The sequence below is a fragment of the Aquisediminimonas profunda genome (assembly GCF_019443285.1).
Lineage (GTDB): Bacteria > Pseudomonadota > Alphaproteobacteria > Sphingomonadales > Sphingomonadaceae > Aquisediminimonas > Aquisediminimonas profunda.
The window spans coordinates 1,053,445-1,079,359 of the sequence record NZ_CP080327.1 but is presented as its reverse complement, the minus strand read 5'-3'; the positions used below and the strand labels follow the sequence as shown (position 1 = coordinate 1,079,359).

At 59.7% G+C, this 25,915-nt stretch carries 27 protein-coding genes; 12 read left to right on the top strand and 15 right to left on the bottom strand.

Annotation, left to right across the window (positions count from 1 at the left end; all coding sequences use genetic code 11):
* Positions 1-6: 6 nt before the first annotated feature.
* Genes bchL through hemA form a run of 10 tightly spaced genes read left to right on the top strand, consistent with a single transcriptional unit; the run spans position 7 to position 8,289 of the window.
* Complete coding sequence (gene bchL, locus K0O24_RS05540; protein ID WP_219894885.1) at positions 7-894, top strand: ferredoxin:protochlorophyllide reductase (ATP-dependent) iron-sulfur ATP-binding protein; 888 nt, start codon at positions 7-9, stop codon at positions 892-894.
* Positions 894-1,586 (top strand): magnesium protoporphyrin IX methyltransferase, encoded by a 693-nt coding sequence (gene bchM / locus K0O24_RS05535; protein WP_219895489.1) that lies wholly within the window; start codon positions 894-896, stop codon positions 1,584-1,586. The genes bchL and bchM overlap by 1 nt, the downstream gene beginning before the upstream one ends.
* Complete coding sequence (locus K0O24_RS05530; protein WP_219894884.1) at positions 1,583-3,019, top strand: BCD family MFS transporter; 1,437 nt, start codon at positions 1,583-1,585, stop codon at positions 3,017-3,019. Before bchM ends, K0O24_RS05530 begins: the two co-directional genes overlap by 4 nt.
* A gap of 18 nt (positions 3,020-3,037) precedes the next feature.
* Positions 3,038-3,808 carry a photosynthetic reaction center subunit H gene (gene puhA, locus K0O24_RS05525; protein ID WP_219894883.1) on the top strand — a complete coding sequence of 257 codons (771 nt, stop codon included), beginning with the start codon at positions 3,038-3,040 and terminating at the stop codon, positions 3,806-3,808.
* Positions 3,805-4,425, top strand: coding sequence for a photosynthetic complex putative assembly protein PuhB (gene puhB / locus K0O24_RS05520; protein ID WP_219894882.1), 621 nt, complete (start codon positions 3,805-3,807; stop codon positions 4,423-4,425). Before puhA ends, puhB begins: the two co-directional genes overlap by 4 nt.
* Complete coding sequence (gene puhC, locus K0O24_RS05515) at positions 4,422-4,916, top strand: photosynthetic complex assembly protein PuhC (RefSeq protein ID WP_219894881.1); 495 nt, start codon at positions 4,422-4,424, stop codon at positions 4,914-4,916. The genes puhB and puhC overlap by 4 nt, the downstream gene beginning before the upstream one ends.
* A complete protein-coding gene (locus K0O24_RS05510) occupies positions 4,913-5,206 on the top strand; it encodes a hypothetical protein (protein WP_219894880.1) in 294 nt (97 codons plus the stop codon). Before puhC ends, K0O24_RS05510 begins: the two co-directional genes overlap by 4 nt.
* Positions 5,203-6,267 carry a magnesium-protoporphyrin IX monomethyl ester (oxidative) cyclase gene (gene acsF / locus K0O24_RS05505; RefSeq protein WP_246611136.1) on the top strand — a complete coding sequence of 355 codons (1,065 nt, stop codon included), beginning with the start codon at positions 5,203-5,205 and terminating at the stop codon, positions 6,265-6,267. The genes K0O24_RS05510 and acsF overlap by 4 nt, the downstream gene beginning before the upstream one ends.
* Positions 6,264-7,079: a putative photosynthetic complex assembly protein PuhE gene (gene puhE / locus K0O24_RS05500; protein WP_246611135.1), complete on the top strand. Its 816-nt coding sequence runs from the start codon at positions 6,264-6,266 to the stop codon at positions 7,077-7,079. The genes acsF and puhE overlap by 4 nt, the downstream gene beginning before the upstream one ends.
* A complete protein-coding gene (gene hemA, locus K0O24_RS05495; RefSeq protein ID WP_219894879.1) occupies positions 7,069-8,289 on the top strand; it encodes a 5-aminolevulinate synthase in 1,221 nt (406 codons plus the stop codon). Before puhE ends, hemA begins: the two co-directional genes overlap by 11 nt.
* On the opposite strand, the gene K0O24_RS05490 is transcribed toward hemA, so the two are convergent.
* The 11 genes from K0O24_RS05490 to K0O24_RS05440 form a co-directional block, all read right to left on the bottom strand.
* Positions 8,290-9,555: a DUF3422 domain-containing protein gene (locus K0O24_RS05490; protein WP_219894878.1), complete on the bottom strand. Its 1,266-nt coding sequence runs from the start codon at positions 9,553-9,555 to the stop codon at positions 8,290-8,292.
* Positions 9,556-9,573: 18 nt separating this feature from the next.
* Positions 9,574-10,635 carry a photosynthetic reaction center cytochrome PufC gene (pufC, locus tag K0O24_RS05485; RefSeq protein ID WP_219894877.1) on the bottom strand — a complete coding sequence of 354 codons (1,062 nt, stop codon included), beginning with the start codon at positions 10,633-10,635 and terminating at the stop codon, positions 9,574-9,576.
* Complete coding sequence (pufM, locus tag K0O24_RS05480; RefSeq protein ID WP_219894876.1) at positions 10,632-11,606, bottom strand: photosynthetic reaction center subunit M; 975 nt, start codon at positions 11,604-11,606, stop codon at positions 10,632-10,634. Before pufM ends, pufC begins: the two co-directional genes overlap by 4 nt.
* Positions 11,607-11,620: 14 nt before the next feature.
* Complete coding sequence (gene pufL / locus K0O24_RS05475; protein WP_219894875.1) at positions 11,621-12,445, bottom strand: photosynthetic reaction center subunit L; 825 nt, start codon at positions 12,443-12,445, stop codon at positions 11,621-11,623.
* 135 nt (positions 12,446-12,580) lie between these two features.
* Positions 12,581-12,763, bottom strand: coding sequence for a light-harvesting antenna LH1, alpha subunit (pufA, locus tag K0O24_RS05470; RefSeq protein WP_219894874.1), 183 nt, complete (start codon positions 12,761-12,763; stop codon positions 12,581-12,583).
* A 12-nt stretch (positions 12,764-12,775) separates the two neighbouring features.
* Positions 12,776-13,000 carry a light-harvesting antenna LH1, beta subunit gene (gene pufB / locus K0O24_RS05465; RefSeq protein ID WP_219894873.1) on the bottom strand — a complete coding sequence of 75 codons (225 nt, stop codon included), beginning with the start codon at positions 12,998-13,000 and terminating at the stop codon, positions 12,776-12,778.
* A 142-nt stretch (positions 13,001-13,142) separates the two neighbouring features.
* On the bottom strand, positions 13,143-14,594 hold the full coding sequence (gene bchZ, locus K0O24_RS05460) for a chlorophyllide a reductase subunit Z (protein WP_219894871.1): 1,452 nt from the start codon (positions 14,592-14,594) through the stop codon (positions 13,143-13,145).
* Positions 14,591-16,117 carry a chlorophyllide a reductase subunit Y gene (bchY, locus tag K0O24_RS05455; protein ID WP_425514770.1) on the bottom strand — a complete coding sequence of 509 codons (1,527 nt, stop codon included), beginning with the start codon at positions 16,115-16,117 and terminating at the stop codon, positions 14,591-14,593. Before bchY ends, bchZ begins: the two co-directional genes overlap by 4 nt.
* Positions 16,118-16,120: 3 nt before the next feature.
* Entirely contained in the window at positions 16,121-17,104 is a 984-nt protein-coding gene (locus K0O24_RS05450; protein ID WP_219894869.1) for a chlorophyllide a reductase iron protein subunit X, read from the bottom strand.
* A complete protein-coding gene (gene bchC / locus K0O24_RS05445; RefSeq protein ID WP_219894867.1) occupies positions 17,101-18,039 on the bottom strand; it encodes a chlorophyll synthesis pathway protein BchC in 939 nt (312 codons plus the stop codon). Before bchC ends, K0O24_RS05450 begins: the two co-directional genes overlap by 4 nt.
* A 141-nt stretch (positions 18,040-18,180) precedes the next feature.
* Entirely contained in the window at positions 18,181-19,293 is a 1,113-nt protein-coding gene (locus K0O24_RS05440) for a methyltransferase (RefSeq protein ID WP_246611134.1), read from the bottom strand.
* A 61-nt stretch (positions 19,294-19,354) separates the two neighbouring features.
* Between K0O24_RS05440 and crtD the strand changes: the two genes are divergently transcribed.
* Complete coding sequence (crtD, locus tag K0O24_RS05435; RefSeq protein WP_219894865.1) at positions 19,355-20,893, top strand: 1-hydroxycarotenoid 3,4-desaturase CrtD; 1,539 nt, start codon at positions 19,355-19,357, stop codon at positions 20,891-20,893.
* Between the two features lie 122 nt (positions 20,894-21,015).
* Positions 21,016-21,726, top strand: a complete 711-nt coding sequence (locus K0O24_RS05430; RefSeq protein WP_219894863.1) for a hydratase — start codon at positions 21,016-21,018, stop codon at positions 21,724-21,726.
* Here K0O24_RS05430 and K0O24_RS05425 read toward each other — a convergent pair.
* Genes K0O24_RS05425 through bchI form a run of 4 tightly spaced genes read right to left on the bottom strand, consistent with a single transcriptional unit; the run spans position 21,673 to position 25,434 of the window.
* Positions 21,673-21,834, bottom strand: a complete 162-nt coding sequence (locus K0O24_RS05425; protein WP_219894861.1) for a hypothetical protein — start codon at positions 21,832-21,834, stop codon at positions 21,673-21,675. The two genes, K0O24_RS05430 and K0O24_RS05425, sit on opposite strands and share 54 nt — an antisense overlap.
* Positions 21,831-22,694: an alpha/beta fold hydrolase BchO gene (gene bchO, locus K0O24_RS05420; RefSeq protein ID WP_219894859.1), complete on the bottom strand. Its 864-nt coding sequence runs from the start codon at positions 22,692-22,694 to the stop codon at positions 21,831-21,833. Before bchO ends, K0O24_RS05425 begins: the two co-directional genes overlap by 4 nt.
* Positions 22,694-24,424 (bottom strand): magnesium chelatase subunit D, encoded by a 1,731-nt coding sequence (locus tag K0O24_RS05415; protein WP_219894857.1) that lies wholly within the window; start codon positions 24,422-24,424, stop codon positions 22,694-22,696. The genes bchO and K0O24_RS05415 overlap by 1 nt, the downstream gene beginning before the upstream one ends.
* Complete coding sequence (gene bchI, locus K0O24_RS05410) at positions 24,421-25,434, bottom strand: magnesium chelatase ATPase subunit I (RefSeq protein ID WP_219894855.1); 1,014 nt, start codon at positions 25,432-25,434, stop codon at positions 24,421-24,423. The genes K0O24_RS05415 and bchI overlap by 4 nt, the downstream gene beginning before the upstream one ends.
* Between the last annotated feature and the right edge of the window lie 481 nt (positions 25,435-25,915).

Genomic DNA, 25,915 nt, shown 5'->3' with positions numbered 1-25,915 from the left:
GATGAAATGACATTGCTTACACTCGACAGGCCGGAAGATGGCGAAGGCAGTGTCCAGGTGGCGCTAGACCCCACAGATTTGATCGGGACAGCCAAAGTGTTTGCTGTTTACGGCAAGGGCGGAATTGGCAAATCGACGACGTCGTCCAACCTGTCCGCCGCACTGTCTCTGCTTGGCAAGCGCGTCCTCCAGATCGGCTGCGATCCGAAACATGACAGCACCTTCACGCTGACAAAGAAGCTGATGCCGACCGTGATCGATGTTCTCGAGACGGTCGATTTCCATTCAGAGGAACTGCGCCCGGAAGACTATATGTTTGAAGGGTTCAACGGCGTCATGTGCGTCGAGGCCGGCGGACCGCCTGCGGGGACCGGGTGTGGCGGATATGTTGTCGGCCAGACCGTAAAACTGCTGAAGCAGCACCACCTGCTCGAAGAAACCGACGTCGTGATCTTCGATGTCCTGGGCGATGTCGTGTGCGGCGGGTTTGCAGCACCACTGCAGCATGCGGAGCGCGCGGTCGTCGTTGCCGCCAATGACTTCGACTCGATCTTCGCGATGAACCGCATCGTCGCTGCCATCAAGGCCAAGGCCAAGAACTATGAAGTCCGGATGGCAGGCGTCATCGCCAACCGTTCAGCAGCGACCGACGAAATCGATCGCTTCAATGCCGCAACCGGGCTCAAGCGGCTCGCGCATTTCCCCGATCTCGACGCGATCCGCCGCAGCCGCCTCAAGAAATGCACCATTTTCGAGATGGACTCGACGCCCGAGATCGAGACGGTGAAGGCCGAATATTTGCGCCTCGCGGCGACCCTGTGGGCGGGCACCGATGCGCTGGATGCGATGCCGATGAAAGATCGCGAAATCTTTGAATTTCTGGGGTTTGAATGATGGTTACGGCAACTTACAAGCACTATAGTGGTCAGCTGGAAACCTATTTCGACCGCACGGCCCGCGATGCCTGGGTGCAGCTGACGTCCGAGGCTCCGGTAAGCAAGATCCGGGCAACAGTCCGCGCCGGACGTGAGCGTATGCGGTCAACCCTTCTGGACTGGTTGCCAGTCGATCTTTCCGGTCGTCGCGTCCTTGATGCAGGTTGTGGAACCGGAGCAGCGGCGATTGAACTCGCCAAGCGCGGCGCAAAGGTTATCGCGGTCGATGTTTCCGCAAGCCTGATTGAAATTGCGCGCGAACGGACCCCGGTGGGTCTGCAGATTGATTGGCGGCGCGGGGACATGCTCGATTTTGCTTTGGGCAGTTTCGACCACATCCTCGCGATGGATTCGCTGATCCATTATCCGACCGACGACATCGTCGCGGCAATCGCTGACCTTGGCGAACGCGCCACGCGCTCAATGCTGTTCACTGTCGCACCAAGGACGCCCGCACTCACCTTGATGCACAATGTGGGCAAGCTCTTTCCGCGCAGCGATCGGGCTCCGGCGATCCAACCCGTCCCGGTGAAATCGCTCCATCGCCAGATTGCCGAATCACGTGCATTGAACGGCTGGCATCGCGGCCGCGAAGAAACGGTTTCTGGCGGATTTTATACGTCGCACGCATTGGAACTGGTCTGGCAATGAGCGGCTCGCGCAAGCCTTTGGCGCTGCAATGGGCGCGGATCGGAACGGCTTTCCTGCCGTTTGCCGATGCCGCGTCTGCCGAATTGCCACTGTCCCGCTTGCTCCGCCTTTCGCTGTTCCAGATTTCCGTCGGTCTCGCAGCAGTATTGCTGACCGGAACCCTTAACCGCGTCATGATTCTGGAGTTGCATATTCCAGCCTGGACTGTTGCGCTGATGGTGTCGATCCCCCTGCTGTTTGCACCGTTTCGCGCTTTGATCGGGCACAAATCGGATACTCACAAATCTGTGCTCGGCTGGCGTCGGGTTCCCTACCTTTGGTTCGGCACCTTGCTGCAGTTCGGTGGTTTCGCAATCCTGCCCTTCGCGCTCATCATCATGTCCGGTGATACGCGGGGGCCAATCTGGTATGGCGAAATCGCTGCCGCGCTGGCCTTTTTTCTGGTCGGCATCGGGATGCATACCACCCAGACCGCCGGACTTGCCTTGGCAACGGATCTCGCCACCGAAGAAACCCGACCGCGGGTCGTCGCCTTGCTCTATGTCATGCTGTTGCTGGGCATGTTGATTGCCTCGCTGCTTTTTGGAGCATTGCTCGCTGATTTTTCATCGAAGCGGCTGATCCAGGTCATCCAGGGGACCGCCGAACTCACACTCGTGCTCAATGTCATTGCGCTTTGGAAACAGGAAGCGCGCAATTCGGCAAAGACAGCCTTGGACAATGTCCACCTCACCTTCTCTCAAACGTGGCAAAAATTTGCCGCGGAAGGCCGCACCATCCGCCTTCTCGTCGCTGTCGGACTGGGCTCGGCAGCATTCTCGATGCAGGACGTTCTACTTGAACCTTATGGCGGGCAGGTGCTTGGCTTGTCGGTGGGACAAACAACCGGCCTCACAGCGCTCTGGGCAACAGGGGCGTTGTGCGGGTTCGGCTTTGCAGCAAACCAGCTTGGCAAGGGCGCCGATCCGCACCGGTTGGCCGGCATTGGTACCGTGGCCGGGATCGCGGCCTTTTCGCTCGTGATCTTTTCTGCTCCGCTCCAGTCGATCTCGGTCATGCGCGCGGGCGTTGTTCTGATTGGCTTTGGCAGCGGCGTGTTTTCTGTCGGTTTGCTGATCGCAGCCATGGCCCTGAGCCAGTCCAACGATTCCGGTCTGGCACTGGGGGCCTGGGGCGCAGTCCAGGCGTCAGCCAATGGCGTTGCGGCAATGCTGGGCGGCGGACTGCGCGATTTGACGGGCAGCATTGCGACCCGAGGCGGCTTCGGGGAAGCGCTTTCCGGCCCAGCGACCGGATACCAGTTTGTCTATCATGTTGAGATCGCGCTGCTGTTTGCAACGCTTGTCGCACTTGGTCCGTTGGCGCGGCGCGTCACCACCGGCCCGACTTCTAACAATGCGCCAAAATTTGGTCTGACTGAGTTCCCCACCTGAGACCGAACGGAGACTCCCATGCAAAACACACTCTTTTTCGGACACATGGATGCAGCAGAGCTGATGTTCTACATCTTTGCCCTGTTCTTCCTAGGACTTGTCATCTGGCTGCGACGTGAAGACCGTCGCGAGGGATATCCGCTTGAAACGGACGTTGGCGGCCACCTCCTGAACAATGATGGACTATTGCAGATGGCGACGCCCAAGACGTTCCACCTGCCATTTGATCAAGGCAGCGTTACGACACCAACCAAGGGTCGTGAGTCGATCGATGTTCCCAATGCGCGGAGAACCGCTCCTTGGGCAGGCTCTCCGCTTGAGCCGACCGGGAGCGGGATCGGAGCGGGCGTTGGACCTGGCGCCTGGGCCGCACGCAGCGATACACCTGACCTTACGCACGAAGGCCAGCCGCGCATCGTGCCGATCGGCGGCACCGGGATTGTCGTCGAAGGCCGCGATCCCGATCCGCGCGGCATGAAAGTCCTCGGCGTCGATGGTGCAGTTGCCGGAACCGTTGCCGATCTTTGGGTTGACCGGTCTGAAATGATGATCCGCTACCTTGATGTGAGCGTTGGCGACAAATCGGTGCTGCTGCCAATGACAATGGCTCTGGTCGACAGGCGGCGCGGCGTTGTCCATTGCTCCGCGCTCAAGGGCAGCCAGTTTGCTGGCGCTCCCGGGGTTGCCAAGGCTGGCATCGTCACCCGCCTGGAAGAAGAGAAGATCACGGCCTATTTCGGCAGTGGCTATCTCTATTCCAGTCCCGGTCGTTCGGAGCCCTATCTGTGAGCGAATATGATCATGAGCCCATCCCCGGCCTGCCTGAACGGCTGCCGGCGGGTGAACATATCCTCTGGCAAGGTTCGCCCGACTGGCTGGGCCTGGCCAAGGGAGCGTTCCATGTGCAGGGCATCGCCGTCTATTTCGTGGCGCTCCTGCTCTGGGCGCTGTCCAGTGGCTCAATGATCGGGATCGGTCTGACGCTCGCCGGAGCGTGTGTCGGCCTCTCACTGCTTTTTGGCCTCGCCTGGCTATCGGCGAGAACGACAATCTACACAATTACGAACAAGCGGGTCGTGCTGCGCTTCGGCATGGCGCTGCAGAAATGTGTCAACCTGCCCCTCACTGCAATTGGAAGCGCTGGTCTTGCGCTTGATGGCGCGGGACGGGGCAACATTGTTCTGCAGCTCTCGGCCAGGCATCGCCTTGGCTACCTTCAGTTCTGGCCACATGCCAGGGCCTGGAAACTCGCAAGGCCGGAACCGATGTTGCGAGCCGTGCCCAATGCACTGCATGTCACTGGGTTGCTGAGCACAGCCTTGCGCGCTGCCAACCCGGGGAGCCAAACGACGCCACTGGACGTACAGGTTGCAGCGCAAGGCAACAGGAAGGCGCTGACAGCATGAGTGGACATACACACAGTGAATCGCTTCCCAAAGGTGCCCTGATCGGCGCTGCAGTCTTGGTGGGGCTGACGCTGGCATTCACCGGGGCCGTTGCACTCGGCATCGTGCCCGGTCCGGTTTCCGCCGAACAGCGCCGTGAAGCAGTGCATATGCCCAAACTTGCGGTGCGCGACCTACAATTTCTGGATCAGAAGGATGGGTCGGTCATGATCCGCGACGTCACTCGCGGCACGACTGCCTCTATCATTCAGGCAGGGAGCAAGACCGGCTTCATTCGCGGTGTAATGCGCGGACTGGCGCGCGATCGTCATATGCGCGGGCTCAACCAGGAACCTCCGTTCCGCCTTACGCTCTGGGCCAATCAAAATCTGGCGCTTGAAGATCTGGCCACTGGCCGCGTGATTGAACTGAACGGCTTTGGAGATACCAATCGTCAGGCCTTTCTAGACCTCCTGCTTCCCGCTCCGACCACAAGGGTCGCGTCACGATGAATCTTTTGCGCACCCGATTTGATACACCGTGCACGATCGAGGTCGAACACAGTTTCGACTATCTACATGCCCATGTTGAGCTAGCCGACGACGTGGCGATCCACCCAGGCGACAAGGTGCTTGTCCATGGCCAGGCTATCCGGGTGCAATATGGCGAGAGGATTGTCGAACGCAGGATGGCAACAGTGACCCGGGCCAGCCTGCCCGAACGGCTTTGGACGAAAATGCGGGGCCACTTCGAGCTCACTGAACTTTACGAAATAGGATTTTCTGCCGGGAGGGCATCATGACCGAAATGAAACATGATTTCACACCAGCCGATACGCTGGACATGGCCCGCACGGATACGGTCTTGTCGCCCCGTTTCTACACGACCGATTTTGACGCGATGGACCGGATCGACGTTTCGCGGGTTCGCGGTGAATGGGACGCCCTGATTGCCGAAATGGAAAGCGATCCAAACAAGACGCATTTCCGCAAGACGGCTGCATTTGATGGCGCGATCAATGCACTTGATCCGGCGTTGCGCGGGGAATTTATCGATTTTCTGGTCAGTTCGCTGACAGCCGAATTTTCAGGTTGCATCCTCTATGCCGAAATTGCCAAGCGCACGAAAAATCCGGACGCCAAGGCGTTGTTTCGGCTCATGGCCCGCGACGAGAGCCGCCACGCGGGCTTCATCAATGACAGCCTCAAGGATGCCGGAATCGGAGTCGATCTCGGCTTTCTGACAAAGACCAAGAAATATACGTTTTTCCGGCCAAAATTCATTTACTATGCGGTCTATCTGTCGGAAAAGATCGGCTATGCGCGCTACATCACGATCTACCGCCATCTTGCGCGCAACCCTGACAAGCAATTCCACCCAATTTTCAGCTGGTTCGAAGAATGGTGCAACGACGAATTCCGCCACGGCGAAGCTTTTGCCTTGCTGATGCGGGCAGACCCTAAGTTGCTCCAGGGCGTCAATCGATTGTGGATCCGTTTCTTCCTTATGGCCGTCTACACGACAATGTATGTGCGCGACCATACGCGGCCTGCACTCTACAAGGCCTTCGGGATGGACCCCACAGACTATGACTACACGGTTTTCCGGATCTGTTCGGAGATCACCAAACAAGTATTTCCCGTCGTACTCGATAGCGACAGTCCGCATTTTCGCGCCTTGATGGATAGCATTCTGCGCCACAATCTCGGCATGGCTGCGGCCCGGACCCAAGGCGGCCCGATCGGCTTCCTGAAGCGGTTGGGACACAGCGCCGGGGTTGCATTTGACATGATGCGCCTGTTCTTCCTGCCGGCGCAGGACAACAGGGTTCCTGCCACGGTCCGACTGGTGCCTGCCTGGTGAACTGGGCACTGATCTTGCCCTTCATATTTGTGGCGGTGGTCTGGTTTGTCAGCACCGGCGCCATCATCTGGCTCGACAACAAGCCGGTCGAGACTTTTGGCGCAAGCCTGGTCGGGGCGACTGTTGTGGCCGGCTTTGCGACGCTGGGCGTCATCGTCAGCGCTGGCGATGCATCGACAAGCGGCGCCTATCTCGCTTTTGCTTCGGCGACAGCAATCTGGGGCTGGCATGAAATGAGCTTTCTGATGGGCTTCGTGAGGGGACCCAACCGAAAGGAAGAAGGGCCAAATCTGGCAGGTTGGGCCCGCTTCAAGTCAGCCGCTGCCACGCTCATCCATCATGAGATTGCGTTAGCAGCTACAACTGCTGTCCTGTTTTTGATGTGCTTGGGCCAGCCAAACCAGATTGCGGCTGAGACGTTCGGGCTGCTCTTTGTCATGCGGCTTTCAACCAAACTCAATATCTTCCTCGGTGTCGCCAATCTGACAACGGATATCATGCCAGCGCATATGGCCTATCTGAAAACCTATTTCCGCAAGGCAGCTATTAATCCGCTGTTCCCGCTTTCACTTGCAGGTTCGGCCTGGTTGAGCATCATCTTGTTGGGCCAAGCACTCGCAGCCCCGCAAGCGAGCGGAGAAATGGTGGGCACGATGATGCTTTTCGCACTCGTCGCGCTGGCCACACTCGAACATGTATTCCTGATGCTCCCCATGCGCGATTCCGCGCTTTGGGCCTGGGCATCACCGAAACAGAAATCACCAGCTATCTTGAAATCGCACAATCAATGGGGAGGCGACAATGGACTATGAGGCGCTGTTCACTTCGGCACTGGATGATCTGAAGACCGAAGGGCGCTATCGCATCTTCGCCGAACTTGAACGCAAGCGCGGCAGCTTTCCGAGGGCCCGTTGTCACAACCATGAAGGTGTCGAGGAAGTCACGGTCTGGTGCTCCAACGACTATCTCGGCATGGGCCAGAAGGACATCGTGATCGATGCGATGCACCAGACGCTCGACAAATGTGGTGCAGGTGCTGGCGGAACGCGCAATATCTCCGGCACGACACATCAGCATATCCTGCTGGAGCGCGAGTTGGCCGACCTGCACAACAAGGAGGCGGCGTTGCTCTTTACCTCTGGCTACGTCTCCAACTGGGCGGCTCTGGGCACGCTGGGCGAACGGCTGCCAAATTGCGTCATCCTGTCCGATGCCGGAAACCATGCCTCGATGATTGAAGGCATCCGCCACAGCCGCGCCGAACGCCAGGTATTCAAGCACAGCGACCCAGAAGACCTGAACCGCAGGCTTGCGGATCTGGATCCGGCGCGGCCCAAGCTCGTTGCGTTCGAGAGTGTCTATTCGATGGATGGCGATATCGCGCCAATCGCGGAAATCCTCGATGTCTGCGAAGCACACGGGGCGATGTCCTATATCGACGAAGTTCATGCGGTCGGGCTTTATGGTCCGCGTGGAGGCGGTGTTGCAGAACGCGAAGGCCTGATGGACAGGATAACAGTGATTGAAGGAACGCTGGGCAAGGCCTTTGGCGTGATGGGCGGCTATATCGCCGGGTCGGCCGCAATGTGCGATTTCGTTCGCAGCTTCGCCAGCGGCTTCATCTTCTCAACAGCGCTGCCGCCAGCAATAGCTGCGGGCGCAACAGCGAGCATCAAACATCTCAAGGTAAGCCAGCTTGAACGCGCCCGGCATCAGGAGCGGGTCGCTACCGTCCGCCGCAAGCTCAATGCTCTGGGTATCCCCATGATGGACAATCCAAGCCATATCATCCCGGTGATGGTTTGCGATCCGCACAAGTGCAAGATGATCAGTGATTGGCTGCTCGACAATCATGGCATCTATGTCCAGCCGATCAATTATCCGACTGTTCCAAAAGGCACGGAACGATTGCGAATTACACCTTCACCGGTGCACAGCGATGGCGATATCGACAAACTCGTAAATGCATTGAGCGAAATTTGGTCCCATTGTGCACTGGCACGCGTACCCGTTGCAGCCTGACTAGTCGTGGAGCCGTCTGCGCAACAAGAGCAAAGACAGGGATGCGATGGTGATGACAACGGGCACTAAGACGGCAATCGCCGCTTCGTGGGGAATGCCGGGCACGGCCTTGATGACATAGGCGCTCAACCCGACTAGGTAATAGCTGATTGCGGCAACAGAGAGGCCCTCAACTGCCTGTTGCAGGCGCAGCTGAGCCTGGGTGCGCCGATCCATCGAATGAAGGAGGTCACGATTTTGCCGAGCAAGTGCTGTGTCCACGCGGGTCCTTAGCAGTGAACTTGTCCATGCCGCACGCTGCGAAAGGTCATCAAGTCGTTGTGAAAATGACTGGCACGTCCGTATTGCCGGCATCAGTCGTCGTTCCGTGAAGTCAGCTAGCGTCGGGTAACCCCGCACCTTTGACGCTTCAATGGCGGCCAGCCGGTCCGCACTCAATTGGGCATAGGCTCGAGTTGCACTCATGCGGTACCGCGTTTCTGCATCAAGACGAGCGAGTTCCGCGGAAAGAAAGCTAAGTTCCTCAAGCAGGACGTGGTCCTCCTCGCTTCCTTCCGAAACATCATGGCTCAATTTGGCAAGCCGTGCTTCCAGCCTGGACACTTCGGGCGTCAGCCGCTGGGCAGGGGGAAGGCCGAGCAGTGCCATGTTGCGATAATTGCCAAGTTCCTGAACCTTCTGGACGAGCCGAGTGGTCTCTCCACCTTCAAGTCCACGATCGGCCACCAACAGGCGACCGTATCCATCGGGTTTCAAACGAAAGTCAGACCAAATCCGTGCCGTGCCGCCTGCAACGTCGCAGACGACAAGGCTTTCAACCGTAAAGGCTGCTTCCAGCTGCTCTTTTGTCGGTGGCGGTGCATAACGGGACAAAACGGCAATTTGTGTCGCGCGCACCACCTTGCCCGGCAAGTCTTCCAGAAGGTCGTCAACGAGACCACCAAAATCCGAAGGGTCGAACAATGTCGGAGAAGGGCCGGGGCGGATGAGCGTGTAGCTGGCAAATTCGCTGTGCAATTCCCAGACCAGGGTCATGTCCTCAAGAGGAAGGATCGCAAACTTTCCGGGAGATTCCGGGCCGCCATGCTTTCGCGCAAGCGTTGACATGTGCGCGATACTTTGGGCCCCATCAGTCAGGGTCAGGACCTGCATCAATCTGCAGGGCGCAGAGAAATGCGGCACTGTTCGCGCATGCATTTCTTCGGAAAGGGAGGCACGAAGAGGGTGGCTCAAAGCCGAGATGTCAGAGAGACCCTCTTCGGTCATGATGTCAGCCCGCGCCTCTCAGCGCGCGCCGGTCTTTACGCCCGCCCCCGCCGTTGCCGGTGCTGTCGCCGCCATGGCAGCCGAACGTGGCCCTGCCAGAGCTGGGTGATCTTTGAGCATCGAGACGCCTCCAAGCGGCTTGTTCACACCCTGGTGGCAGGTGGCACAATTGACCTTGTAGGCATCCCCAAGGCTTCCCTTCTGAGACGCTGGCAAGACACTGCCAAGCGGCTGAAGATAAGCATTGTTGATGTCCCGCGCCAGACGGATACCATGCCAAGCCGTCACGCGCGCAGGTGTGCTGTGCGTCCATGACGCGAAGCCGTTGGTATTGTGGCAATAGGTGCAGTTGACACCCAGTGCCGTGGATACACGCATCATAAGGCCATAAGTCTGCTCGGCACTCTGGATTGGAATGGCACCGCCCTTGCCATATGCTGTCGGTGACTCCACTCGCACGTTCTGCGACGCCAGCAGATAGGGTTCATAAATGTTGTTCGGCAGCGAGGCATATCCAACGTTCTTGTTCGGCGCATTCTGGCCATGCCGGTTCCCGCGTATCCCCGCTGGCTCGGGTGCCAGTGAAGACCATTTATATGTCGGCAGCGCATTGCCTCGATGACAGGTCCAGCACGTCACACCAGTCTGCTTCACATGCGGTTGCCATTCGGTATTGATATGGCGCGTCATCTCGATCATGCGGCGCGCGACGATCTTCTGATATTTCTCGTCTGAGGCCATATTTTCGGGATTATGGCAATAATTGCACCCTTCTTCCTTGGGTGCGACCCAGTCATTGAAGGACCCCATCAGCCGGTTGAACTCATCGGCACTCAAATCATTGAGCACCTTGACGTTCTGGTATTGCGACGTGGCAAGAGGCCCGTCTCGGCTTTCCAAGGGATATGGAGCGGGCGGAATGAAGTTTGCCGCTTTCGCCTTGTCGAGCGCGGCCACGGTGTGGATCTGGTCCATCCCAGTCCCGCGATAGCCGGTCTGCTGCGATACCTTTGGAGAAAGTTCGCACCCGGCCAGCACGGTCAGGGCTACGAGAGGAATGGTGCTGCGGATCATTTTCATTTCGCGGCTCCCGGAAGCGTTGCGGGATCGACAACACCCGTTGCCGGATACTCCGGCGCAAAGTGATGCTCGACGGCCCATTCATGCCAGTTATCGACGACGGTGCCCGTCAGAAGTATGCCTATACCGCCGGTCAATGTTACCAGAACCGCAAACCACCAGGCCCAGCGATGGATCGATTCCATCGTGGCGTTCCAGCCCATCGTCCAGCGCCAGAAGAGCGCCGCGCGCTCAGAGGCAGTTCCGCGATCGGTGATCTGTTCAAGCTCCCGCTCGCCGCCATACCGTCCGACCGCAAGGATCGTCGCGCCATGCATTGCGAAGAGCAATGCCGAACCATAGAGGAAAACGATCGAGAGCGCGTGGAACGGATTGTAGAAGAGGTTACCGTATCGGATAGAGAAGGCTGCAGTCCAATCGAGATGCGGAAAGATGCCAAATGGAACCGCTTCGCACCAGCAGCCCATCATAACTGGACGGATGAACCCCAGAACGAGATAGAGCCAGATTGCGCTGGCAAAGGCCCAGGCGACGTGCGTGCCCATGCCCAATGCGCGAGCGCGCCGATATGTTCGCACCCACCAGAGCAGCGCCGATGATGTCCAGAAGAAGCCGGCAATCAGCCACCATCCGCCATTCGCCAGCGGTGGCAGGATCCTGAGGCCATATTGCGGGCCGGGCGGCTCAAGTGCCAGCCATGGAAGCTGGCGGACGAACTGAACCGGATCCCAGTTGACCGAGGCCATCATGTTCAAGCCGATGATTTCAAAGCCGATAAAAAAGCACAGGATCGATGCAAAGCCCAAGGTGCCGAGGTAAATCGGCCCGATCTGGGCATTGCCAATCTTGCCCATGAGATAGGAAAAGCTGCCTTTTCCAATGCGCGGATCATTGCCTGCTCCAAGGGAAACACCCAATTCGGGCGATCCTCTAAGCTGAACCTGGGTGAAGAAATTCTGATATGTCGCCATTGTCTCTCTCCCCCTCAGCGCCAAATCGGCAGGTCAAGCCACCAGGTCCACCATTCGGGCCACCCCTTGGTCCAGAACGGTCCGCTGATGATGATGCAGACGGCACTCCAGAAAGCCGCTGACAGGGCAAGGAACAGCCCCACGCGGTGAATGCCGAGCGTGCCGACGGAATAGCCGATCAGGTCGCGGAAGAACGTATCTTCATGATCGGGCTGCTTGACCGTTTCACCTTTCGCCGGGTTCACGGCCGAAAGGATCAGGGAGCCATGCAGCGCCAGCGCCAGGGCGTTGGTGAAGAAGAAGCTCACGGCAATCATATGTGCCGGATTGTAATGGAAATGCAGGTATTGATAGCCGGTGTTCGACACCCAATCGAGGTGACTGAAAATGCCGTAGGGGAAGCCGAAGCCCCATGCCCCAAGCAGAAGCGGCCGAAAGATCACCAGCGTCATATAGGCAAGGATCGCGAAGCCGTAAGCAAAGGGAACATGATAGCCAATGCCAAGTTTGCGGCATATCTCCACTTCACGGAGGGCCCAACTGACGAAGGCACCGACCGCGCATATCGTGATGATTTGCCACAAGCCCCCTTTCATCAGCGGTGCCAGAGCAAGGCCATAGCTGATATCAGGCGGGGCAATGCTGATAAGCCAGGGGTTCCAGGTTGGCCCCATCGCCGCGCCATACATGATCAGCGCAGTGCCGAGCGAGGCAAAGAATGCGGTCGTTACGCCGAAAAAGCCGACATAAAATGGCCCGACCCAGAAGTCGAAAAGATCGCCTCCGATCAGGGTTCCCCCTCTTACTCGGTATTTTCGTTCAAAGCTCAGCAGTGCCATGGCACGCTCCTCCTCCCCGGTACTGCCTGTGCAGACCGGTCATTATCTCACATTGGGTGAGCGGTGCGGGCAGAAGAAGCCGCAGCGACTTCTGCCCGCAACGCCTAGCCCGGGTTTATCCTCAGGGCGTTCGCCCTACGGCGTCGCCGGAGCTGCCGGTGCAGCTGCCGCAGCCGGAGCTGGGGCTGGACCGTCAAGCCAGTTGAAACGGTTCGTGCTGAGCAGGATGAAATGAATCAGCAGTGCAAGCACGAACAGGAAGATCGCGAGCGCGGTCAAAGTCCGGCGCGGATCAAAGGTTTGCCAGAGTCTCCACACGATAGAATCTCCCTATGCAAAAAGACTGGTGATACTGGCTTGCGCGAATTGCGCTCCAGTCTCGATCATGGCGTATCCGTTCGGACCTGGCAGCCAGGGCCGCCATTGCCAGACGAGGAAGTGCGCGATGATCGCGACGATAGTGAATATGATGAAGCTGGTCATGAAGAGCTTATGAAACTCTTTCGCTTCTTCGGCCGTCAGATAATTCAGCGGCCTTTCGTCATTGCTGCTCATACGGATGTCTCCTTTTCCAAACGAGAAGGGTCGCCGAAAGCGCGGCCCCCCGGGCTCATCAACGTCGGAGGCGGTGCCCCGGCGAAGATTTCGGACTGACTCCCTCCACAGGCCAGCACCATATTTGCCAGACGCGCGCTCATCACGCGGCCTGACTTTCAAACTGGCGGGCCGCAAGGGCCAGCCTTTCTGAACTGACTTCCGTTTCGCCAGCCGCCCGCGCGCCGCGTTCGGCGGCATCGCGTATGCGTTTAGCTGCGGATATTCTGACTAGCACCGGTTGCGCTTCCACGAGCGCGTCAAGGGCCAGCTTGGCTTCATCTTGCCAGGCGATGCTCCGTTCCATGCGCGCTGGCGTCGCTTCGACAGCATCCATCTGCGTCGAGAGCGGGATCATATTGAACAACGCATCAAACAGCGCGTTGCACACTTCCTGAACAAGGTAGGTCGCGCCGGAATAGCCCATGAAGGGCGTTCCCGTATGCCTGCGTATGGCCGCTCCCGGGAAAGACGCCGGGACATAGACGGCACGGGATCCGGCTTCGGCCAGATACATGCGTTCATTGTAGCTGCCGAACATGATCAACGGCGGCGTCGCCCGGATCGCTTCGCGCACGGCTGCATTGTCGGGCTTGATTCCGGCGGTCCTGCTGAATGCAAAGTTACAGGGAAGCCCCATGTCGGTTTCAAGAAAATTGCGGATCCCGCGCGTGTAGGTTTCGTTGGCAACAATCGCGAAACTGGCTGTGCCGAAGAAATCCTGAGTCACCGAACGCCACAAATCCCAAAGCGGCTTGATTGTCGTGTGCTTCTCACGCTCAATGAAGGGCTCGGGATCAAGTCCCATCAACTCGCCGAGCTTGCGCAGGAACAATGTTGTCGATTCAAGCCCGATCGGGGCCTGCAGATAGGGACGGTCGAGCGTCTCGCACAGGCCGCGACCAAATTCCCGATAAAGGCAGACGTTGACACTGGCATCGGCAAGCTTCTTGACATCTGCCAGGTGCGAACCCAGCGGAAAGGCCATGCTGACCTCAGCGCCAATGCCTTCAATCAGACGCCGAATTTCAGCAAGGTCCGACGGCATGTTGAAGGTTCCGTACATTGGGCCGATGATGTTGACCTTGGGCCTTTCACCGTCCTTGAGCTTCTTGGGAGCGGGTACTTTTTTCGGTCCGAACTGAGTCCAGAGCCAGGTGAGTGCCCGGTCTGCTGCCTGCCACTGGTCCTCATCGATTGTCCTCGGCAGGAACCGCTGGATATTGGTGCCTTCAGGCGTCACGCCGCCGCCGATCATTTCGGCGATCGAGCCAGTGACCACCACTGCCGGCAGGTCGCGTTCCAGCGTTTTCCAGGCGCGCTTCATCGCACCTTCTGTTCCATCCCTGCCCAGTTCCTGTTCACCAAGGCCGGTCACGACGATCGGAAGCTCGTGTGGCGGCAGGCCGTCAGTATAATGCAGGACCGAAGTGACCGGCAGGTTTTCACAGCCTACCGGGCCGTCGATGATCACTTGCAGGCCTTTGATTGCCGTAAAGGCGTAAACAGCCCCCCAATAGCCACCAGCGCGATCATGATCGAGGATAAGCGTCATGTTCCGATCGCCTCCTCGGCCTTGGCCGCACCGAGCATCTTCGCTGCATATTTGGCCTTGAATTCGGGCCGTTCTGCAGGGGTGTCTTCCCAGATGCCCGCAGCGTGACCGGTGCCCACCCCTTCGAAAAATGCCTTCATCTTGGCAAAGCGTTCACCATTTGCGAGCGCCGCATTGATCACTTGAGCCAGCGAACCTGCCCCAGCGGGCCCCATCAATGGCCGCGCCGAAATCAGGTTGGTAAAGTAGAGCGCCGGGATCGCCCGCGACTTCGCATGCTGCACCACAGGCGTGGTGCCAATGGCCAGATCCGGTCCGAATTCATCAACGGCTTGAAGGTCCTGCTCAAGGCTTGCGCGATACTGGATGCGAACACCCTTCGCCTCCAGCCATTCCCGATCCGGATCGGACCAGCGCGTGCGCGGGCAGGCCGTTCCGACATAAGGCACGTCGGCACCACTTTCGATCAGCAGTCGGGCGACCAGAAGTTCTGAACCCTCATAGCCCGAGACTGTCACCCTGCCAGCTATCTGCTTGGCAGCCAGCGCACCGCGAATTGCAGGGATGAAACGATTCTTAGCAGCATCGACCTTGTCTTGCGCAATGCCGCACAGAGAACCAACCGCATCGAGCCACGCGGCGGTGCCATCCACCCCGACGGGCGCCGATCCCAGGATACTGCGACCGGCCGCTTCGAATTCGCGGACGCTTGCCGTGTAGAAGGGATGGATAGCTGCAACCGCGGCACAGTCGAGCGCTGCATAGAGCTCTCGCCATTCGCGTGTCGGAACGACGGGACCGGCAGCAAGGCCAAGTGGCTCCAGCATCATGCCGATGCCAACCGGATCGGCAGGAAACATTTCGCCCAGAAGCGTAATCGTCGGCCTGTCCGCTCTCTCCGAAGGAGCGGCAACGGGACCTTGCTCGGCTTCCTTGCGGGCGTAGGACAGCATCGCTCCGGCCAGGACATCCTTCGCTTCTGCATGCGTCGGAACGCCAAAGCCCGGGACGTCGATCCCGATGATACGAACACCATTGATCTCGTCGGGCAACAACTGCAGCGGCACGCCAGAAGCTGTGGGCACGCAAAGGTTGGTGACGATCACCGTGTCATAGAGAGCCGGGTCCGCAAGCGTGTGAACCGCATCGCGGATATCCTCGAACAGCTTTCCGGTTACCAGCGTTTCCGAGTTGAACGGGACATAGCCCACAGTCCGCCGGGCGCCGTAGAAATGGGATGTGAAAGTCAATCCATAGACGCAGCATGCCGAGCCGGAAAGGATCGTTGCCGTCCGTCTCATGCGAAGGCCGACTCGGAGCGACCCAAACGCGGGGCACATGCTTTGCGGCTGGTCATGCGGGCCCTGCGGGTAGTCCGCGGCGTAGCGGTCCAGAACTTCGGACTTGCCCGCCTTGGCGGCGGCATCGCGCATTGTCTCAGCCCCTGCGTGGCAGCCGCCAGTTGCCTCGGTCGATCCGAGATCAAGGCGGTCAGCTTCGCGGTGTGGGGCTTCGAGATCCATCACCTATACCGCATCATACACGACTTCGAGCGAAGGTCTGGTCACATACTCGGCCCCTCGCATATCTGCCTGAGTCGCGGGAATCAGGGTGACGCCCCCACCGGTTTCCTCCGGGCTGAACAATCCCAACAGGCCGTCCTGGTCAAGTGGCGTCGGCCGAACCGGTGGCGCTTCGGCAACGTTGATCGCAAGCTCCTCGAAGATCGAGGCCCATTCGCCGCCCGGCGTGCCGATGATCTGGTAATTGGCCGATTTACGGCGGATGTCTTCATTCGCGGGGATCGCGCACAAGGTGGGGATGCCAACTGCACTGGCAAAAGCCTGCGCTTCGCCGGTGCCATCATCCTTGTTGATGATCATCCCCGCAACGCCAACATTGCCTCCCATCTTGCGGAAATATTCGACGGCCTTGCAGACATTGTTGGCAACATAGAGAGACTGGAGATCGTTCGATCCAACGACGATCACTTTCTGGCACATGTCACGCGCGATCGGCAGGCCGAAGCCGCCGCAGACGACGTCGCCAAGGAAATCGAGAAGCACATAGTCGAATCCCCACTCATGAAAGCCGAGCTTCTCGAGCAGTTCAAATCCGTGAATGATGCCGCGCCCGCCACAGCCGCGCCCGACTTCCGGGCCGCCAAGTTCCATGGCGAAGACCCCGTCGCGCTGGAAGCAGACATCTTCAATCGTCACTTCTTCACCGGCGAGCTTCTTCTTGGCAGACGTCTCGATGATCGTCGGGCATGACTTCCCTCCAAACAGCAGCGACGTCGTGTCGCTTTTCGGATCACAACCGATCAACAGCACCCGCTTGCCTTGCTGCGCCATCATGTAGCTCAGATTCGAAAGCGCGAAGGACTTGCCGCTGCCGCCCTTGCCATAGATCGCAATGATTTGGGTTTCCTTGGTAATTGGCCCGGTATGGACTGGATCCGGCTCCTGGTTTGCCTCATCGCGCAAACTCCCGACGTCGAGCATCGTCATGCGCACTCCCTCCAATCCAGAACCATTTTCAAACAGGCCGCATCGCCGAACGCGCACGGATAAGCCTCGCCGGCCTTGGTTGCAGGCCGGCGATGTGTGATTAGCCCGTCGAAAGACAGCGAACCGGACTCAATGAGTGCGCGCGTCGCGACCAGATCATCGGCCTTCCATTCGGCGGCAACGCGAATGCGCGCTTCTCGCATGAATGCAGGCGGGAAATTGAAGCTCAGCGGCTTTGTGTAGAATCCGGCCAGAACAATCTCGCCGGAATGCGCCAACCGCGTCAGCAACGAATCAAGCAGGTCTGGCGCTCCGCTCGCATCGCAAATCACCTTGTAATCATGATGTGAGTCGTCTTCCGGACGAACGACCCGATATCCGGCGGCGCCGTCCTGGCGGGCGGGGTTGGTCTCCCAAACGGTTGGAGCCGGTCCCCCCGCTGCTACGATCAGGCGCGCGAGCAGCCTGCCGAGAACTCCGTGACCGACGATCAGATCTGGCAGATGGTCTCCGCCAGCTATGGCGTGACGCGCTGTCGCAGCCAGCGCCAGCAAAATGCCCTGTTCCGCAAGTGATTCCGGGACTGGGATTGCGCGCGCAGAGGGCACGACAAGCCGACGAGCGGTTCCCCCGAAAAGGCCCTTTGCATCGCGGTAGCAGCTTGCACCCGGCACAAATACGCGCTCTCCGATGCGACATTCTGCCTCCGGACCTGCGCCTATGATACGCCCGACAGACTCATATCCAGGGACGAGCGGGTATCCCATGCCGGGGAACGGCGGCATCGTTCCGCTCCAGAGCAAGCGCTCGGTACCGCTACTGATTCCGCTGAAATCGATTTCAACGACAACATCACCGTGAGCAACCGGAAGCAGTTCGAGACGACGCAAAGCCAGTCTTTCAGGCGCTTCCAGAACGACAGCGAGTGTGTCCATCCTCATTCCCCAAGCAGTCTGGCGCATTCTGGCGACCCACTGCCCACGATCGGTCTCTTTTGACCTGCTCGGTGATGTCAATCTAAATGGACGCTATTAGATGTCAATAAAGTTTTACACTTTTGGAGTCATCATCGAGAGTCACTTGCGCGCAACGACTACCCTGCAGGTTATCGGCGTTGGCGTCCGGATCAACCGAGACGACGCAAACCCTGCAGTTTTCAAAAATGAGGAAATTTCCTGCGCCGAGCGTGGCCGTCCGCTGCCCATTGCCAGCAGATAAAGCCCAAAATAGCCATGCCCCATCGCCCGCGCGCCCTGTGTTTCGGCCATAGGTTCAGCAACCAAAAGCGTCCCGCCTCTTGGCAGGGCATCATGGACTTTCTTCAGCAATTTCCGGACAACATCATCGTCATGATCGTGCAGCACGCGGACAAGAGTGAAAATATCTGCGCCGACGGGGATCGGATCATCGATGAAACTGCCATCAAACACTTTGGCGCGACTCCCGAGTCGCGCTCGCGCCCGTGCGGCAACTGCGGGAAGATCAAACAGCGACAGTGGCAGGTCTGGCCAGCGATGCCCGACCTTTTCAAGGAAAGCCCCTTCTCCGCCGCCTATATCGGTGAGACTTTGATGGCGCCCGAAATCATAAGCGCGAATAATCTGTTCCGCGAGCATGGGCTGCGATGCCGCCATCAAGGCGGAATAGCGGGCAGCCGACTCGGCGTCGTTTGCATCATAAGGCCAATAGCCCGCAAGCAACCCTCCCCCACCGCCTCTCCGCAAAAGGGCAACAGGGTCGGCAAGATCGGAATAAAGTGCCTCATGATGGAGCACGAGCTCCGCAATGCCAGGGTTACCCAGCAGTGCAGCGCCGTCGCTGCCCAGCGCAAACCGGCCATCGGCAAGCTCTTCGGACAGGTTCAGTGAAGCCGCCCCCCTAAGCAAGGCCTGCATGGAATGGAGCGGCATGTTACAATCGTCGGCGAGTTCCTGGACTGAACGCGGGCGGACCCTGAGCTTTTCCAGAAGGTCGAGACGAACGCAGGCATACAGAATCTGTGAATAGACAAATCCGGCAACAACATCGAACAATGCCTTGGCGCGTCGTGCAGCGATTGGACGGACAAACGGAAAATTTGCTGCGAACCGCTGGAATCGCGAACTGGACAGAGTGGCATTGCGCCAGCTGATCCAATTTTCTCTCAACTGGCTCAACATCGCTGGCTTCCTGAAGTGATGTCCAAACATCCGGACATGCATTTGTCAAATAATATGGACAATCATGCTCGATCGTTCAACACTGCCACTCATGACGGACCGAGTCATCATCGTTGGTGCAGGAATAGGTGGGCTAACCGCGGCGCTTCTTCTGGCTGACAAGGGACTGTCCGTGACCGTCGTTGAAAAAGCCGCCGAACCCGGTGGAAAGATGCGCGCAGTCCCCGTCGGGGATCGCGTAATCGACGCAGGTCCGACGGTCTTCACGATGCGGCACGTTTTCAGGGAGATCTTTGCCAGCATCGGGGAAGACCTTGATGATCATATCGGCCTGACAAAGGCTGACATACTGGCACGGCATGCCTGGCAGGGCGGCGAGCGGCTGGACCTTTTTGCGGACCAGGCGCGCAGCCGCGACGCTGTTGGCAAGTTTGCGGGAGCGAAAGAGGCGCAGGGGTTCGACACTTTCTCTGCAGAAGCGCGCCGGATCTATGAGGCTCTTGATGCGCCATTCATCCGGGCAAGCAAGACAAGTCCGCTCGGGCTTGTCTGGCGCATGGCACCGAACGGCCTTGCCGCGCTGTCAGGGATCAAGCCCTACGAGCCGATGTGGCGCGCGCTGGGCCGGCACTTCAGCGACGGCCGGCTGCGCCAGCTGTTCGGGCGTTACGCAACCTATGCAGGGTCGTCGCCATTCCATGCCCCGGCAACGCTGATGCTGATTGCCCATGCGGAGGCTCAGGGGGTCTGGCTGATCGACGGTGGCATGCATCGGCTCGCGTCAGTAATGGCCAACCTTGCAATTGTCCGCGGCGCGCAGTTCCGCTTCAACACGTCTTGCACCGAGATTGCAAAAGGTTCGATCCGTCTGGATTCCGGGGAGCGGCTTTCGGCGGATTGCATCATTGCCAACTGCGACCCTGCGGCCCTGGCATCCGGCTTGTTCGGACGCGCCGTCTCACAGGCAGCGCCAGTACAAAGACCGGATCGACGCGCGCTATCAGCCATGGTCACCCTGCTCTTGGCGGAGGCAGAAGGCGAGCCTCTCTCCCATCACAATGTCTTCTTCTCTGATGACTATGCCGATGAATTTGCGCAGATCGAAGCAGGTCGCCTGCCAGCGAACCCCACGGTCTATCTGTGCGCGCAGGATCGCGATGCCCGCGATGGCACTCCGCCATCCAGGCCCGAACGCTTTCAGATCATCGTCAATGCGCCGCCCAATGGCGACGGAAAGAGCTTCACGGCAGCGGAGGTTGCAACATGCGAACGCGCAACATTGGACCGACTTCAGGCCTGCAACCTGAAACTCAAGATAATGGACCATCACCTGACGACGCCGCAGGACTTCAACACCCTGTTTCCGGCGACGGGAGGGGCACTCTACGGTCAAGCGACACACGGAGCGTTGGCAGCATTCCAGCGGCCAGGATCGCGGACACGGATTCCAGGCCTCTATCTCGCGGGCGGAGCGACCCATCCAGGAGCAGGCGTTCCGATGGCAGCGCTTTCGGGGATGCAGGCAGCATCCGCCTTGCTGGCGGACCGCGCTTCGATACGCCGGTCATACCCGGCGGCTACGCATGGTGGTATATCGATGCGATCAGCGACGACGGGCGCCATGGACTGACAATCATTGCCTTTGTCGGCAGTGTCTTTTCGACCTGGTATGCGCTTTCCGGCCGGAACAGGCCGCAGAACCATGTCGCACTGAATGTTGCCCTCTACGGCCCGCGCGCCAACCGCTGGGCTATGACCGAACGGGGAGAGTCCTCGCTCCATCGAGAACAGAGTTCGATCCGGATCGGACCGAGCGACATGGTTTGGGATAGGGATACCCTTACAATCCGCTTCGAGGAACGCGGCGCGCCCATCCCTCGTAAAGTGAAAGGCGTTGTTCGCGTCAAACCGGAAGCGCTCGTGATGCAGACATTCGCACTGGATGCCGAGGGGCGTCACCGCTGGATGCCGGTGGCCACGCGCGCGCGGGTCGAGGTCCATCTTGATGATCCTGAGCTGTCATGGTTTGGCGCAGGCTATTTCGACAGCAATGCCGGCGATCGCCCGCTTGAGGAAGGCTTTACCCACTGGAACTGGTCTCGCGCTCATTTGAAGCGGGATACGGCAGTGCTGTATGAGGGCTCCCGCCGAGACGGAAGCGATTTTGCCTTGGCCCTCAGGTTCGACAGAACCGGTCGAGCGGCGCTGGTCGAACCGCCCCCTTTGACGACATTGCCGCGAACCGGCTGGCGCGTAGCACGGTCGACGCGCGCAGATCCGGGCAGCGACGTTGTGATCCGCAAGGCATGGGAGGACGCGCCCTTCTATAGCCGGACGGCCATTTCCACCCAATTGTTCGGAGAACGGGTCGATGCAATCCACGAAAGCCTGTCTCTGGACCGGCTTCGCTCACCCTTTGTCCGCTTCATGCTCCCGTTCCGCATGCCGCGTGTCTTCGGGTGACGATTTGCCCGCGTCACGAACCGACCAGAGCTGCCAGAAGGAGAGTCCGAGGACGACCGCGCCCGTAAAGGCCATTTCAACGAGACCATAATATTTCGGATCGATCATGACGTCCTCCCGATAATGTCCGCCACGCGTTGCGGCGATTCTTCATGGGCGAGATGGCCAAGCCCTGGCAATGCAACAAGTTGCGCCCCGGTGACGATCGCGGAAACATCTCTCGACACCTTGATCGGGATGGCAGCATCTTTTTCGCCATGGATCAAGGTCAGAGGCACACGAAGGTCGGGCAGATCGCGCGCAAGAGAGTCCAGGTCCCAATTGGCCATCATGCCCAAGGCAGCAGCGCAATGCCCCGACGTCCGCAACAGTCGCGCATAGAATTCAGCACCGGCCGCGTCGATCTGCGAACCGGTACTCCGTGCGAGAAACCGTCCGACTTCTCCCGAAATGCGCGCCTGCAATGCAAAGAGCCGCGGAACAAGCGGATTGACGAACAGCATTTGCGCCATCGCCGGAAACAGCTTGGCGGCAATGCCCGGAAACGGCAGCAAAGCGCCGTTCAAGGCATGAATCCGTTCGGGTTGCACCAATCCGTCAATCGCCATGCGCACGGCAATGGCGGCTCCCGCCGAATGGCCCACAATGACGGCCGGACTGATCGCGAGTGTATCGAGGAGAGCGGCAACGTTGCTTGCCGACCTCACCAAGGTCAGCCCGCGCGAACCCTGTGCGACCGAGAATCCGTGGCCCGGCAAGTCCGGTGCCACCACCGTAAAATATGGCGTCAACAGCGGGAAAAGGTCGCGCCAGCTGTGCGTTGCAGCGCCAGTCCCGTGAAGCAGCAGCAACGCCGGCCCGGTGCCCGCAACCTGAACATGCCAGCGAACCCCAGCCGCATCCACAAAGCGGCTTGCTGCCCGGTTCGGCCAGTCACGTCCTTCGCGGTCCCAACTCGGCCTGCTCATCAAGCGGTCGGATCGAGTGCCCGCGCGATGTCGCGCATCTTTTCTGCCTCGGCCCGCGGCAAGAGCTTGTAACTTGCGCCCATCGCCCGTGCGAAGTTCAGTGCATCATCCCGGGGCCGCGCAGAGATATCGAGGACAGCTGCAGCGATCCCGGTCGCGCGGAACCGCCGTGCTGCCGCGAGCGCATCCTCATTCGCCTGGACTCGCCCCGGCGTCCTGTCGCGCGCAATATTGGCGCGGCCATCCGTCATGAAGATCACAAACGGCGTTCGGCCTTGAGTCCTCGCGGCTTCGGCCAGGAGCTGACTTGTCTCCACGCCCAAGGCGAGCGGCGTGCCGCCGCCACCAACCAGCCCGGCGAGGCATTTCTTTGCCCGGGCAAGGGATCTTGTCGGCGCAAGAACGACCTCCGCGCGATCTCCGCGAAAGGCTATCAGAGCAACCTGTGTACGCCGGACATAGGCTTCCGCCAGCAGCAGCTCGACCGCACCCTTGGTTTCCGCCAACCGCTCCAGCGCCGCCGAACCTGACGCATCAACGGCAAAGATCATCGTCGATTCGGCGCGCTCGGCAAACCGCCTCACGCGAAAATCGCTCCGATGAACGATGATTCCGGCGCGTCGCGCATCTGCTTGGCGAAGCGCCTGCCACGGCGCTGCAGCGCGCAGAGTTTCCACAAGGTGCAAGCGCGCGTGCCCCCCCGGATCGCCGCGCCGTGCGCCGGCCGGCCTCCCGCGCATCAGCGATTTGCGCAGCGCACCGCTCCCATGCCCGCGGGAGGCTTTGGTTCGCGCTTTCTCATTTCCCATCTGCTCCAGCAAGGCGGGCGGCAGCGCTGCCTGAACCGCCTCGAGCACGACGTCCGCCAGAGCCCCGCTCTTTTGAGTCTCCTCCCCGCCATCGCCTTCGGGTGAACTGGCCGGAGACTGTTCGGGCGTCTCCTCTGGTTGCTGTGCCGGGTCCGCCGGAATCAGCGTTGCGCGGGGGGACAAGATCAGGCGCGCCGCCGCTGCAATCTCTTCGTCCTGCGTCACACAGCGCCCATTGAGCCGGGCCAGCAGCTTGGCAGCGCGCGCACAGAGAATGGGGGCACGAAGTGAGTCGACACCAAACGCCACTGCAGTGGCGCAGATGATCGCCAATTGCTCGTCAGTCAGACTCGCCTCGGCAGGCAAGTCCGTCGCGATCTCCGGATGCGCTGCTCCATCAATGTCGTGCAGCGAAATCTCCCCGAGGTCGATCTGAAAGGCGCAGCGCTCAACCAGAGCTGCGGGAGCCTGCTCTGCCTCCCCCGCGCCTTCGTCGAACAGCACGACCCCGACCCGCGCCGGAGACTTGAGGGCAAGGCCGTCGCGTTCCAGACGCACTTCGCCCAGGTCGAGCACCGCGCATAAATGGGCCGCAGCTTCGGCCAGTCGCTCTGCCATCGGCACAAGAATGATGCCGCCGTCAGCCTCTGCCAAAAGGCCGGGCCGGACAACGGGTGCCCCGGCGGCAAGCGTCGCAGTCAGGTCCAGGCCGCCGAGCAGGCGCTCATCCGAAATGCCGACCGGCATCTTTCGAATGGCGCATCTTTCCGGCAACATGGCCTGAAGCGCGGCAAGCCAGGCATCGCGCACAGGCCCCGCACAGGCACGGACAACCACGCCGCCTAATCCGGCCGGGTCTTGGGAAAAAAGGCGGGCAACAAGCAACGCTTCGGTCCAGCGCGCGGTTCCCGCTTCCGTCATTGTCCGAGCACGTCATCCACGGCGCGCTCGACGCGCACGGTTGAGCCCGTGTCATCGAGGGGATTGCGACGGAGCCTGTGACGCAAGGCCATGGGCGCGACCCGTGCAAGATGCTTGATCGACGCCGATTTCCGGCGTTCGAGGGCTGCCACGGCCCGCGCCGCGCGCATCAGCGTCAATTCGCCGCGAAGCCCATCTGTGCCAAGCGCCATACACAGGCGCGATGCGGCCTCAAGCGTGGCGTCCGGAACGTCAACCTTGTCGAGCGCCTTTCGCGCGCGATCGATCGATTTGCGTGTCGCAACTTCGGACTCCTGCCATTGCGCGATAAATGCGGCAGGATCGCGCCCGAACGCATCGACACGCCGGATCACTTCGACCCGGTCTTCCAGATTTGACGGCGTGCGCACCTCGACCGACAATCCGAACCGATCGAGCAACTGCGGCCGCAATTCTCCCTCTTCGGGATTGCCGCTGCCGACCAGCACAAACCGGGCGGCGTGGCGCACGCTCAAACCTTCGCGCTCAACCAGATTCTCCCCGGACGTCGCCACATCGAGCAAAAGATCGACGATATGATCCTCAAGCAGGTTGACCTCGTCGATGTAGAGAAAGCCCCGATGGGCCCGCGCAAGGAGTCCGGGTTCAAAAGCCTTTTCGCCGCGGGTCAGGGCGCGCTCAATGTCGAGAGCCCCCGTCACGCGATCTTCGGTCGCGCCGAGCGGCAGGTCGACAAAGGGCACTGGCATACTGGCAGTTTTCATGCCTGTTGGAGTGCAGCCTCCCGGGCAAGGCATCGTGCTCTGGGGGTCGCAATTATAGCGACAACCGGCCTTCACCTTGATGGCCGGAAGCAACGCCGCCAATGCGCGCGCTGCCGTCGACTTGCCCGTGCCGCGATCCCCGAAGACCATCACGCCGCCAATCGAGCGATCAACCGCAGCGATCAGCAGGGCGAGCTTCATGTCATCCTGACCGACGATCGCTGAAAAGGGAAAGGCTGCGCGCATGATTATGATGACTAGCAGGCCCGGCGACTTGATCAACTGAGTTTCAAGGGAAAGCGGCAAGAGGCCCGATACGAAACATAGATCGCACCCGCAAAATCACACCCTTCCTTATAGAGGCTCGTCGCGGGCGGAAAGTGGCGCAGGCGCGGACTTGGTGGCCTGCCCGGAGGAGGGTTGGTGCGGGCGGGGGGAATCGAACCCCCACGGGCTATGCCCAACGGATTTTCGTACCAGCTACGACTTTCATCGCCGCAAGGCACGTCCTTGCGTTTGTGGTCTGGACTATCCCTTCACCATGCCTTGGGTCGACCAGGGTTTAGGTGCTGCCCGTCTAGTCTCTACACCTTCCCGGGCATTCTGCAGCCCGGGCTTGGCTCGGGATCGCCATTTGACAGGGTTCCCCGAATTTGAGCAGTTCTGCATTGCAGGTTTCCCCACAAGCACTCAATTTGGCTTAAGTCCGTTGCGTCTACCGGTTCCG